The organism is Paenarthrobacter sp. 22069 (genome assembly GCF_052046035.1).
Classification (GTDB): Bacteria; Actinomycetota; Actinomycetes; order Actinomycetales; family Micrococcaceae; genus Arthrobacter.
The window spans coordinates 1-12,249 of sequence record NZ_JBQEQF010000004.1; the positions used below are offsets into that span (position 1 = coordinate 1).

The 12,249-nt window shown below is 66.0% G+C and carries 9 protein-coding genes and 1 pseudogene; 6 read left to right on the plus strand and 4 right to left on the minus strand.

Features of this window, described 5'->3' with window-relative positions; translation table 11 throughout:
• Positions 1–298 precede the first annotated feature (298 nt).
• Positions 299–1,405: an IS110 family transposase gene (locus ACTJK0_RS03975; protein WP_223992154.1), complete on the plus strand. Its 1,107-nt coding sequence runs from the start codon at positions 299–301 to the stop codon at positions 1,403–1,405.
• Positions 1,406–1,784: 379 nt separating this feature from the next.
• Here the strand turns inward: ACTJK0_RS03975 and ACTJK0_RS03980 are convergent, their stop codons facing one another.
• Positions 1,785–2,153 carry a VOC family protein gene (locus ACTJK0_RS03980; RefSeq protein WP_440744325.1) on the minus strand — a complete coding sequence of 123 codons (369 nt, stop codon included), beginning with the start codon at positions 2,151–2,153 and terminating at the stop codon, positions 1,785–1,787.
• 72 nt (positions 2,154–2,225) lie between these two features.
• Between ACTJK0_RS03980 and ACTJK0_RS03985 the strand changes: the two genes are divergently transcribed.
• Both ACTJK0_RS03985 and ACTJK0_RS03990 read left to right on the plus strand, forming a co-directional pair.
• The gene (locus ACTJK0_RS03985; RefSeq protein ID WP_440744326.1) at positions 2,226–2,693 is read left to right on the plus strand and encodes a MarR family winged helix-turn-helix transcriptional regulator; all 468 of its coding nucleotides are present in this window, start codon (positions 2,226–2,228) and stop codon (positions 2,691–2,693) included.
• 165 nt (positions 2,694–2,858) lie between these two features.
• Positions 2,859–3,175: pseudogene (locus ACTJK0_RS03990) on the plus strand (recombinase family protein); the annotation flags it as partial.
• A 1,294-nt stretch (positions 3,176–4,469) separates the two neighbouring features.
• Here ACTJK0_RS03990 and ACTJK0_RS03995 read toward each other — a convergent pair.
• The 3 genes from ACTJK0_RS03995 to pdxA form a co-directional block, all read right to left on the minus strand.
• Positions 4,470–5,252, minus strand: coding sequence for a GntR family transcriptional regulator (locus ACTJK0_RS03995; protein ID WP_440744474.1), 783 nt, complete (start codon positions 5,250–5,252; stop codon positions 4,470–4,472).
• A 135-nt stretch (positions 5,253–5,387) separates the two neighbouring features.
• Entirely contained in the window at positions 5,388–6,161 is a 774-nt protein-coding gene (locus tag ACTJK0_RS04000; protein ID WP_440744327.1) for a DeoR/GlpR family DNA-binding transcription regulator, read from the minus strand.
• A 76-nt stretch (positions 6,162–6,237) separates the two neighbouring features.
• The gene (gene pdxA / locus ACTJK0_RS04005; RefSeq protein WP_440744328.1) at positions 6,238–8,613 is read right to left on the minus strand and encodes a 4-hydroxythreonine-4-phosphate dehydrogenase PdxA; all 2,376 of its coding nucleotides are present in this window, start codon (positions 8,611–8,613) and stop codon (positions 6,238–6,240) included.
• A 193-nt stretch (positions 8,614–8,806) separates the two neighbouring features.
• On the opposite strand from pdxA, the gene ACTJK0_RS04010 reads away from it, so the two are divergent.
• The 3 genes from ACTJK0_RS04010 to ACTJK0_RS04020 are packed head-to-tail and all read left to right on the plus strand — an operon-like array spanning position 8,807 to position 12,249.
• Positions 8,807–10,381 carry an ABC transporter substrate-binding protein gene (locus ACTJK0_RS04010; protein WP_440744329.1) on the plus strand — a complete coding sequence of 525 codons (1,575 nt, stop codon included), beginning with the start codon at positions 8,807–8,809 and terminating at the stop codon, positions 10,379–10,381.
• Positions 10,382–10,384: 3 nt separating this feature from the next.
• Positions 10,385–11,320, plus strand: coding sequence for an ABC transporter permease (locus ACTJK0_RS04015; protein WP_440744330.1), 936 nt, complete (start codon positions 10,385–10,387; stop codon positions 11,318–11,320).
• Entirely contained in the window at positions 11,317–12,249 is a 933-nt protein-coding gene (locus tag ACTJK0_RS04020) for an ABC transporter permease (RefSeq protein ID WP_110542690.1), read from the plus strand. Before ACTJK0_RS04015 ends, ACTJK0_RS04020 begins: the two co-directional genes overlap by 4 nt.

Below are 12,249 nucleotides of genomic sequence, written 5' to 3' on the forward strand. Positions count from 1 at the left end.
CTAGACGATATGAAGAGGAACAGAACCTGCCCGTCCGGGGTCGGTCCATTATCGCCGGGCGGTCCTGCAGCGCCGGCTTGATGTGATCGGCGGCCCTGAGAGGGATCTGGCCGCTGCAGGACCTGTTCCCGGCAGTGATGTCCCTTATCCCGGAAGGGCAGGTTCTGGCGGGAGCATGGGGGGCCGGGGCCTTCTGTTTCACAGGGTCCGTGGGTTGCCATTGGCGGCTCCCGTGGCCTGCGAGGCTCATTGGGGGTGCAATGGTAGTGCCACATGTGAGGTTTGGGAGGTCCCGGCTATGTTTGAGCATACTTTCATTGGTCTGGATGTTCACGCGGTCAATGTCGTCGGCCATGCGCTGAACCCAGGCACTGGTGAAATCAGTCTCCACACGATGGCCGCTGACCCGGCCCTGATCCTGGAGTGGGTCCGGCGATTCGAGCCGCCCGTCAAGGTCGTTTATGAGTCAGGCCCGACAGGGTTTGTACTGGCCCGGCACCTGCGGGCCGCGGGCATCAACTGTGTGGTGGCGGCGTCCTCGAAGCTGCTGCGCGCTCCCGGGGACCGGGTAAAAACCGACAGGCGGGATGCCCGGGTTTTGGCTGAGATGCTCGCGGTCGGCTCGGTCACCGAAGTCCGCATCCCGGAGCCGGACGAAGAGGCGTTGCGGGACCTGTCCCGGCTGCGCTCGGGCACCGCCAAAGACCTCGCGCATGCCCGGCAGCACGTGAACGCCGTCCTGCTCCGGCACGGGATCCGCTACCCCAAGGACAGCAGGTGGACTACAGAACACAGTCGGTGGCTGCACCGCCAGAGCTTTCACGACCCGGCGCTGCAGTTCACCTACGACGCCGATGTCGAGCAGGCCGAGCTGCTTGCAGCGCATCTGGCTCGCATCGACAAACAGATCACCATCACAGCGGCGGCGTGCCGCTACGCAACAGTGATTGACGCGCTGATGTGCTTACGCGGCATCCAGCTCACGACCGCGTTCGGTCTGGCCGTGGAAATCGGTGACTGGACCCGCTTCACCGGCTCATCCATCGGCTCCTATCTCGGTCTGGTCCCCAGCGAAGAATCCTCCGGCCAGTCCCGGCACCAGGGCCCGATCACCAAAGCCGGCAACACCTATGCCCGGAAACTCCTCATCGAAGCGGCTTGGCAGCACCGCCGCCCCTACGCCCGGCCCGGAGAACGGCTGCTGCGCCAACTTGACCTGGTCGCGCCGGCAACCCGCATCCGGGCCCTCGAAGGAAACCACCGGCTGCACCGCAAATGGGAACACTTCGATGAACGCCACAAAATGTCAGTGAAGGCCAACACGGCGATCGCCCGCGAACTCGCCGCTTGGTGCTGGTCACTGGCCGCCCCGCTCCAGGAAGGACAACACATGAAAGCGGCCTGACCCGGAACCTGCCCGCCGACAGTGAGCAGTTGCGGGGGGCGATGACAGCACCCGGAGCCAACTCGGGCTTCAGCTATGAGCAGACGGTCCAAACCACCATCGACGCTCGATCCTAGACACCGATACGCTCCAGCCGAACAAATCGTCATGCGGTAACCAACCCGCGAATGTCAGCCTGACACTGCCCCAGTCGAAAAAGACTCGCCACGCCCCCCACAGCATCACAACCGGCCGGCACACGATGAGCGGCCCCCGGGAACCAAACCCAGGAGCCGCTCATCCATGCACTCTTGACAACGAGATCTACATATCAGCTGAATCCCCCGCCCGTTGAAGGATCCTCCAGCGGGCGGTTTCTACGGTCTCGAGGATGAGCGTCTTAGGCGCGGTCGTGGAGGGTGATCTGGTACCCGTCAGGGTCGGCGAAGGTGAATGTGCGACCAAATGGGCCGTCGATCGGAGCCGAGACGATCGTGTGGCCGTCGGCGGCGAGAGCATCGTGGATGGCCTGAACGTTGATGGCGTGTAGCCAGATCGCGGCGCCGATGCCGGGCTGCGGGACGGATGCCAGATCGGTGCCAGGAAGGATCCCTCGGAGGGCGAAGGCGATCGGCGTCGTCTCGAAGACGACGGCATGGGGAGGGCCGGCCTGTGAGCGGACGAGCCCGAGGTACTGCTCGTAGAACGCCTGCGACGCGTCGAGGTCACGAGCTTGAAGGGAGATGAAGTCCGGGCCGGTAGCGGGCATTAGTTAGTGACACTCCTCTAGTAAATTAGTGTCAGTTTTCTGACATGCGACAGCGTATGTCAGAATGTTGACATGAGTCAAGATGGAAACGGGGTCGACCTCGAAACGTCACTGGGCTACCTGCTGAAAGAGGCCTCGAGTGCCCTCCGAGTAGCGATGGAGGAAGTGCTGCGTCCTCTCGGGATGACCGTGACGCACTATTCCTGTCTTGAGCTGCTGGCGCAGCGCCCTGGCCTGTCAAACTCGGAGCTCGCGCGAGGAGCATTCGTAACGCGCCAGTCCATGAACGTGCTGCTGCAAGCCTTGGAACGAGACGGCTACGTAACCCGGCCGGCGGAGCCTCCCGCTGGGAAAGTTCTTCCCACGCGGCTCACGCCACGCGGCCGGCGGAGTCTCGAGAAAGCGAGCGTTGTGGTCCGATCCGTCGAGCTTAGGATGCTTCGCGGCATGACGCCGGAAGACCAATCGGGCGCGTTCAGGCTCCTGCAGAGCATGATCCACTCCCTACGCAACGACAACGAGGGTGAATCGCAGCGATAAGTGGTGGCTCGAGCACGCTCGTTAGCCGGTCGTTCACCGGCCGCTCCGGTACTCCCTTTCGGCTGTCTCCACTTCCGCGTGTTTCAGCCATTCTCGGATTCCCGTATACCCGGTCCGAATTATTGCCCGGTGAAGGGGCCCTATACGCTCGCTACAGTCCGAAGCATGCTCATCGGTTACGCCCGCTGTTCGACCAACACCCAGGACCTCACCGCCCAGCGCCATGCCCTCCAGGCCCTCGGCGTTGACGCGGAGCTGGTCCACGTGGACCACGGTTTCACCGGCACTAAACGCGACCGACCCGGGCTGAACAAGGCGCTGCATGCCGCAGCGGTGACACTTTCGTCGTGACCAAGCTTGACCGGCTCGCACGGTCCCTGCCCGATGCCAGGGACATCGCCGACGAACTCACACGCAAGGGCGTGAGCCTCAACATAGGCGGAAGCATCTCCAACCCTCATGACCCCGTAGACAAACTGCTGTTGACGTTCTGTGCAGGCAACTCCCGATCAAAGTGAAGCTTTGTGCAGGGGACTTTGGACACGAGATGTCCATACCCGACTGCACAACTCCCGGAATTTCAAGGCAGTTCGTGCAGACGAGTTCGGAAAATGACAGTCGCATGTCAGCACCGGGATGTCCCGATAGAGGACCGACTAACGGCATATCGGCGCTAATGACTAGTGGAGCGCGAGCGGCAAGGCAGGATGGAGGAATGAGTTCACAAATGCCCGTTGCCATCCGAGCCACTGCCTCATCGAGGCGGGGTCGCTGGTTGAAATTTCGTCGCCGCAGCATTCGGTATGACGTACGATTCGCCGACGGACGCGAAGAGCACGGCGTCGATTTGAACGCCGTTCTCCAGGGATCCCGCTTCCCCGCCGACTACTGGTCCACGCTAAAGGGCGCCGACCTGGCTTGCCCAGAAGACGGCACCGGGTTATGGGTGGACTATCCCTACGGTCGGCCGCTCTAACCGGCCCCGATGAAGAACCTGCGCGACTGTGGATTCCTCACCGGACGCGGGTTTCTATGACTTTCGAGTTGAATTCGGTGATGGCCGGCAAATTGGGTTGGAAAGGAATCCTAGGGCTCTCCACCCCTAAGCCCCTAGATCTACAGTCGTAGCAATCAACCGCGGAGGACGTGGTAAGCAAACCGCAGGTTCTGGTTATCCTCGGCAGCCTCCTGATTGGGGCCTTTGTTTGCTCGGGCGTTCTCTCCCTAACCCTAGGAACCACCGGCAGTCTGTTCTGGCCCGCTCTCGGGGCCACCATGACAATTGTGGCGATCGTGGTGGTGCTGACTCAAAGGACCCGGAAGAGGCAATGAACAGCGAGCGGTAAGAATGTTTGGGCCGCGGTGGTGTAGGAGCCTTTCACGGACTTGTGGTCCTCGCCGGGTCGATCATTACTGCCCGATCCTTAGGGTGCGCTTGTGCTTATGAGACCGACCGAGCACCCGTAAGCCGATCCTCCATCGCACACCTCGTCGATAACGCGTTACTTGGTGAATTTTTGGCCTAGCACTTTGCCGGTTTCGCCATCACGAGCGGAACCCGCATGGCTGCGTGAACAGCCGGACATGAACGTCTCCGTGGTCCTTGATCCGGAAGCGTGGCCGGAATCGTCATGGGTGCTCCACGCCATGTACGAGAATCCGCGATTCCAGGACGCGGGAACGTAAGAAAACAATAAGCAGCGGCGGCTCAACGTGGGTGCCCCGCCTGCGCCTATCGGAGATATGCCTGCGTGGCGCCCTAAGTCCGGGCTGGTCCTAGGACTGGAACTGCTGCATTACGGACAGGTGCCCCGCGCGGGCTGACACCAGGCACTTGGCCAGGTAAAAGGGCCGGTTGCCGTGCCGGACGTACTGCGTCAGCACCAGGACCGGATCCGACGGGCGCAGATCCAGGAGCTTCGCCCGGCTGGGGCCTACCTGGCTGAGGCTGATCTGGCACTCGCCCGGCCCGGCCAACCTGCCCAGCTGGTTGTTGACGGTGGCAAGCAAGGTGCTGCCGCCGTCGTCCTTTATCTCAAGGGGCGCGGGGGCGCCCTTGCCGAAGTTGACCGGCTGGGCGGTGACGTTTTCCTGCAGGTGGGCGATGGCCTCGCCGTCGCGGATGAGGACGGATTCCCAGAGCCAGCAGTCGGTGCCGGGCTCGACGCCGATGCCCGGGGCGACGAACTCGGACGCGGACTGCTTCACCACCTGGGTGCGTTTCACTTCGAGCGTCTGGCCGGGTCCGGCGAGGACTTCCTCGAACGGGCGGATCCGTTCGATGCCGATGCGGGGGAGGGTGTCCGAGACGAAACGTCCGACGCCGCGCCTCGCCCTGATGAGCCCGTCCTCCTCCAGGAGCATGAGGGCTTCGCGGACCACGGTGCGGCTGACCTTCATGTCGGCGCCGAGTTCGGTTTCGGTGGGGATCATTGAACCGGGGGTGAGGAGGCCGTTGCGGATGGCCTCGGCAATGCGCGAGTACACGGCCACGCGCAGCGGTGAGCCGGGCTGGGCGGCCACTGGCTGGGACAGGAACCGGGCGGCGTCCTGGTGCACGTTTGCCTCGCTCACTTGTGGATTCTCGGTGGAATCCCAGCCTAGAACAGGTTGCACGTGTTTGTTGGACAAGCGGCAGAGCCATGACGTTCAGCAACACCGGATCCCCTGCGTTTCCTGCCCCGACGGGCGGTCTTACGAGCTGACCGCAGCCACCTCCACCTGTACCCCCGCATCCCGGAACTTCTGCACCTGGGCGGGGTCGGCGCCGTCGTCCGTCACCAGGGTCCAGGGCAAGGCCAGCCGGGCCCACGCGTGGAACGGCCGGAGACCCAGCTTGGACGAGTCCGCCAGGACGTAAACGGAACGGCCGCGCCGGGCCATGAGCTCCTTAAGCCGGGTCTGGGCGTGGTCGGCCTCGCAGATGCCGTCCTCGGCGGTGACCGCGTCGGCGCCCAGGAACACCCGGTCAAAGCTCATCCGCTCCAGCGCGGCCTCGGCCAGCGGCCCCACGAAACTCTGCGAGACACCCCGGAGCCGGCCGCCCAGGCAGTCCACGTCGATGCCGTCGCACTCTGCCAGCTCCTGCAGGGTGTTGATGCCCGGCGTCGTGACGGACAGCTTCTCGAACCCCCGCAGTTCGTGCGCCAGCGCACCCGCCGTGGAACCGGCGTCGAGCAGGATGTTCTCGCCGGGCTGGACCACCGACGCCGCCCACCGGGCAATGGCATGCTTCTGCTCATACGCCTCGCCGGTGCGCTGCCGCAGCGACGCCTCCGGGTGCGCTCCCATGGCCATCGCCCCGCCGTACGTGCGGGCGAGCCTGCCCTGCGAATGCAGCAGCGCCAGGTCGCGGCGGATGGTGGACGCGGTCACCTCGAACCGGGCGGAGAGCTCCTCCACGGAGGCCAGTCCGGTGGTCACGGCAAGGTGGTAGATCTCCTCGCGCCGCGCGTTTGCGCTGAGCATTCCCGGTCTCCTTCCCGTGGGCATGGCGGTGGCAGTGCTACCCATGCTAGTTCCGGCCCCCAATCAAACCGGTGACCTACACGGCGACGGACGGCCGGGTGGCCATCTCCGCCGCCTGGTGCAGCGCCTCCACCATGGACCGGGAATCGGCGATCGCCTTGCCGGCGATGTCGAACGCGGTGCCGTGGTCCACGGACGTCCGGATCACCGGCAGGCCCACCGTGATGTTCACGCCGGCCTCGATGCCCAGCACCTTCACCGGCCCGTGCCCCTGGTCGTGGTACATGGCCACCACCAGGTCGTAATCGCCCCGGCCGGCCAGGAAGAACAGCGTGTCCGCCGGCAGCGGGCCCACCGCGTTGATCCCATCCGCCTGCGCCGCCTTCACCCCGGGCTCGATCTTTTCCGCTTCCTCGCCCTGCCCGAACAATCCGTTCTCGCCGGCATGCGGGTTGATGGCGCAAACCCCGATCTTCGGGTTCGGGATGCCGGCCCGCACCAGCGCCTCGTGCCCGCGGCGGATGGTGCGCTCCACGAGGTCCGGGTTGATCTTCCGGATCGCGTCCATCAGCCCGATGTGCGTGGTCACGTGGATCACCCGGATCTTGGGCGTGGACAGCATCATGGACACTTCCTCCGTCCCGGTCAGGTGCGCCAGTAGCTCGGTGTGCCCGGGGAAGATGTGCCCGGCAGCGTGCAGCGCCTCCTTGTTCAGCGGCGCCGTGCAGATGGCCTGCACCTTCCCGGCCATCGCCAGCTCGCTGGCCACCCGGATGTATTCGTACGCCGCATGCCCGGCAACGGGGGAGAGCTGCCCCCACGGCAGGTCCTCCGGCAACAGCGCCAGGTCGATCACGTTCACCCGGCCCGGCGTGAACACAGCGTCCTCCACGTCATCGATCGCCTGGATATCTGCGTCGATCCCCAGGATGTCCGCGGCCTGGCGCAGCCGCAGCGCGTCACCGACCACCACGGGCCGGCACTCGGCGTTGCTCTGCGGATCCAGGACGGCGGCCACCACCACCTCCGGGCCCACCCCGGCGCCGTCGCCCATGGTCACGGCCACGTAGGGGAGGGCGTTTTGCTCGGTCTTGCTTGATTCGTCGGTCATGTCTGCTCCAGATTGTTCGGAAGTCTTGCGGGAAAGAAGGGTGGCGGGAGGCACCGCAGGCCGGCCGCGGCGCTCCCGGATGTCGTCATACAGCTGCAGGAGGGCCAGCTCATCGCCGAAGCTGCCGGGCTTGGTGCCCACCAGCGTCCCGTCGTCGGCGCGGCTCAACACGGCGCCGTGCTGCACCGCCGCGAGCGGCACCAGTCGTTGGTGGCCGACGGCGTCAAGGACCTCCCGGGCCGTCTCGCCGCCGGTAAGGATCAGGTCGGCCCGCGTCCCCTTGGCTGCCTCAGCGGCGAAGGTGGACAGCGCCTGCACGATGGACAGGGCCTTCGCGGGATCCACCCTTGCTGCGGCCAGGGTAACGGCCACGTTCTGGCCCTCCCCAAGCGCATGCCTGGTTTCCTCGAGCTGGGTTGCATACGCGCCGGAAGCACCTGCATACAGCGGATGGAGCCGGACCACCATGAAGCCCTGCGCTTCCAGCTGGGCCAGCTGCGCCTGCGCGGTTGCGGAGGCGGAGCCGACGACGGCGAGCACCGGACGTGTGGTCCCTTCCGGTTCAGGAGTGGCTGGGGCAGCCGGGGCTGCGCTTTGCGCATTCCGCGCAGTCCGCGCAGCGAGCCGTGCTGCCAGGACATCCGCGGCCCCGCCGGTTCCCACCAGCACGATGCGGCGGCCTCCGGCCTGGAAGTCCAGCTCCACCAAGGCGTCTACGATGTGCCGCAGGTCCGCGGTGGTTTCACCGTCAGCCACCACCAGTGCGGGCCGGCCGTCCAGCAGTCCGGACAGGCGGGACAGCACTCTGCTTGACCGCACCGCCTCCAGGTCCAGGGACTGCACTCTCTCCGGATCCTCCGGGCACAGCAGCGACGGAATGCCAGCCGGGGGCGCCGCAACTTCCGCGTGCCACAGGTCCGTGTCCGCCAGCGGAGAGCTGCCAACATAGGGACGGCCGGCCCGTACTGTGCGCTGCAGCTGGGGGAGCGCCCCCGCAACCACAACGTGATAGCCGAGGCTGGTCAGGGCGGAAACCTCGGCCCGGACGTTGCCACGCCACAGGGAGTCCATCTTCTTGAACAACACCTGTGCACCGGCGGCGGGACCTGCGAAGGCCTCCTTGACCAGTGCCCCGGCCTCAGCCGCACCCAGTCCGCGGGAGTGGGTATCGGCGACCACCACGTCGGTGACGTGCCCCGCAAAGGAGGCGCCGCCGTCGTGCGTTCCGCCGGGAGTACCCGCGCCCAGGAGGACCTGCGCGGACAGTCCGTGCGCCACAAAGCAGTAGCCAACCTCGGCAGCGCCGGAGAAATCGTCGGCCTGCACAAATACGGAAGCCACGTTGCTCCTCTCGCTCGATCGTCCGCTGGAATCCCGCAAGATCTGCGGGAAGCTCTCCATCATTCTGGCATGATTGCGCGAATCACGCTAGAGGGGTTGCGTGAATTGCGCAGGAGTGGCAAAGTGATGGACACAACATTCGGCGCAGCCATCCGGCCGGCAGCCGACCCCCGAACCTACCGAGAGGTCAACGATGACCGTTCTTCCTCAAGGAAGTGAGATTTCCCGCCGCAGCCTGCTGCAGTTCGGCGCGGCCGCCGGGTTCTTGCTGGGCACCGGCAGCCTCGCAGGCTGCGCAGGGCCCACCGGCCTCCCGGGCCCCAGCACCCTGACCCTGGCCCTCAACCGCTCCCTGGTCAGCCTGGACAACAAGCTCAACCAGTTCGACGCCGCCGTCACCGTGCAGCGCTCCGTCCGCCAGGGCCTCACCGCCATCGGCCCGGAAACCAAGCCCGTCCTGGTCCTGGCCGAACGCTTCGAAATGACCGGCCCCACCGAATGGACCGTCCGCCTGCGCGAAGGCATCCGCTACTCGGATAGCAGCCCCGTCCAGATCGAGGACGTGGCCACCGCGCTCAAGATGTACAAAGCGGTCCAGGGCTCCTTCGTGGCCGGCTTCTTCCCCGAATTCCCCGAAGTCGTCCCTGTGGATGACCGCACCTTCAGGATGGTCACCAAGAAGCCCGTCCCCATCCTCGACTCGCTCATGAGCATGATCCTGATTACCCCCGCCGCGCAGAACAAGCCGGAGGAACTGCAGGAAGGCCTGGGTACGGGTCCGTACGTGGTCACCAAGTTCAACCGCGGCGCCGGCACCTACAGCCTCAAACGCAATGAGAACTACTGGGGACCAGCGCCCCACGTCGACAACGTGGAAGTCCGCTTCCTCCCCGAGGAATCCAGCCGCGTCATCGCCCTGCGCAGCGGCGAGGTGGACGTCATCGACTCCATCACCCCCGACTCCCGCTCGCAGCTCGCCGGCCTCCCCGGCGTCACGCTCCAGGAAGCATCCAGCCTCCGCCTTAACCAGATCTTCTTCAACTTCCGCAAGCCCGCCGGCCACCCCATCGCCGACCCCCGCGTGCGCCAGGCCCTCAGCATGGCCATCGACGGCAAGTCCCTGGTCAAGGACGTGCTGGTGGACTCCGTCACCCAGGCCGAAGGGGTCACCCCCTCCAGCCTTACCGGCTACCACAAGACCGGCGAATACGTGTACGACCCCGACAGGGCCAAGGCCACCCTGGCCGAACTCGGCGTCAAGGACCTCACTCTGAAGATCATTTGGGAAACCGGCGAGTTCGCCTCCGATACCTCTGTCATGGAGGCCCTGGTGGAGATGTTCGGCAAGATCGGCGTCAAGGCCGAGCTGCAGCAGTTCGAAGCCGGCGGCAACATCATGGCTTGGCGCCAGGGCAAACAAGGCGACTGGGACCTGCTGGCCAACGGCTACCCCAGCCCCACCGGCCTGGCCATCACCATGCTGCAGGGCATGTACGCGGGCACCCCCGAAAAGGAAGCCACCCGCGACACCTACCAGGGCTACGTGATCCCCGAGGTCGCGGCCAAGATCCAGGCGGCCTCCGCCGAAGCGGAGCCGGCCCGCAGGACGCAGCTTCTCAACGACGCCCAGCAGGCGGTGTGGGACACCTGGCCCTGCGCCTGGGCGTTCGTCCCCAAGTCCGTCCTCGCCCACCGCGATCGGGTGTCCGGCATCAACCTGGCCCCCACCAACTCCTACCCCCTCGTCGACGTCCGGCTGGAGGCCTAAGCCATGACGAACTACATCCTCAAACGCCTGGGACAGGGCCTGCTCACCGTGTTCCTCACGGTGTCCACCGTGTTCATCCTGATCCGCCTGGCCCCCGGCGATCCCGCCGTCTCCTATGCCGGACCCCTGGCCACCACCGAGCAGCTCGGCAAAGTCCGCGAACAGTTCGGCCTGGACAAGCCGGTGCTGGAGCAGTACTGGATCTTCCTCCAGCAGCTGTTCACCGGCAACCTGGGCCAGTCCTACTCCTTCCAGGCGCCGGCCATGCAGGTGGTCTTTGAACGGCTGCCGTACACGCTGACCCTGGCGACGTCGGCAATCCTGCTGACCGCCGTCGTCGCCATCCCGCTCGGTGTGTGGATGGCCCGCCGCCCGGACACTGGCCGCGAATTCGGCGTCAACGTACTCACCATCGCCGGGCAGTCCATGCCCGACTTCTGGACCGGCATCATGCTCCTCACGGTCTTCGCCGTGCTGATCCCCATCTTCCCGGCATCCGGCTTCGCCACCTGGGGTGGCCTGGTGCTGCCCACCGTCACCATCGCCATCCTGCAGATCGCCCTGATCTCCCGCATGGTGCGCCGCGAAATGACCGCCAACTTCGCCGCCCCGTACCTCACGGTGGCCCGCTCCCGCGGCGTCCGCAGCTCCCTGCTGACCTGGCGCTATGCCATGGGCAACTCCGCCATCCCCGTCTTCACCGCGCTGGGCACCCGGTTCGCCGCGATGCTCAACGGCGTGGTGGTGGTGGAAGTGGTGTTCGCCTGGCCCGGCGTCGGCTCCCTGATCGTCCGGGCCCTCGAAACCCGCGACTACCCACTCATCCAGGCAACGGTCCTCATCACGGCACTGCTGGCCGTGGCCGTCCAGCTCCTGATCGACCTCGCCTACCCGCTCCTTGATCCCCGCGTTCGTCTTGGAAAGGCGGCCACAGCATGAGCCTCGACACCGCAACCCCGTCACAGCCCGCCGGGGCCTCGCAGGTCCGGCAGCCCAGCCCCAGCGCCGTCACCAAGGCCGACCTTGCCCGGGCCGGCGCCACCCGCCGTCGTAAAGCCGCCCAGTGGAAGCTGGTGGTCGGCACCATCTGCACCCTGCTGGTGATCATCCCCATCATCCTGGCCAACGTGCTCCCGCTGCCCGACGCCAACTTCCAGGACCTCGCCGCCCGGCGCCTGCCGCCACTGACGGACGGGCACCTGTTCGGCACCGACCAGCTGGGCCGCGACCTGCTCTCCCGCGTGCTGCACGGCGGCCAGGTCTCGCTGACCATCGGCCTGCTGGCCGTCCTGGTCTCAGGCGCCATCGGCGTGATCCTCGGCTCCGCCGCCGGCTACTTCGGCGGCTGGGTGGACACGATCGTCTCCCGCGTCCTCGAAGCCCAGATGTCCCTGCCGCTGCTGATGATGCTGCTGCTGGTGGTGGCCCTGTTCGGCCCCTCCATCCCGGTGATCACCTTCGTCATCGCCATCGCCCAGTGGCCCGAAGTCGCCCGCCTCACCCGCTCCATGGTGCTGGTGGAACGCGAGAAGCCCTACGTCTCCGCCGCCCGGATCCTGGGCCTGCACCGCATCCAGATCCTGATCCAGCACATCATCCCCAACGTCATCAAGCAGGCAACCCTGGTGGTCCTGCTCCTGCTGGCCCAGGCCGTGCTGCTGGAATCCGCCCTGTCCTTCCTGGGCGCAGGGCCGCAGCGCCCGTTCGCCACCTGGGGCCGGATCATCTCCGACGGCCAGGCCTACATCACCACCTCCTGGTGGATGGTCACCCTGCCGGGCCTGGTCATCGTGCTCATGGTGGTGGGCGTCAACCTGCTGGGCGACGGCCTGCGCGACCGTCCCCGCCGCAAGAAGAAGGGTGCCTGA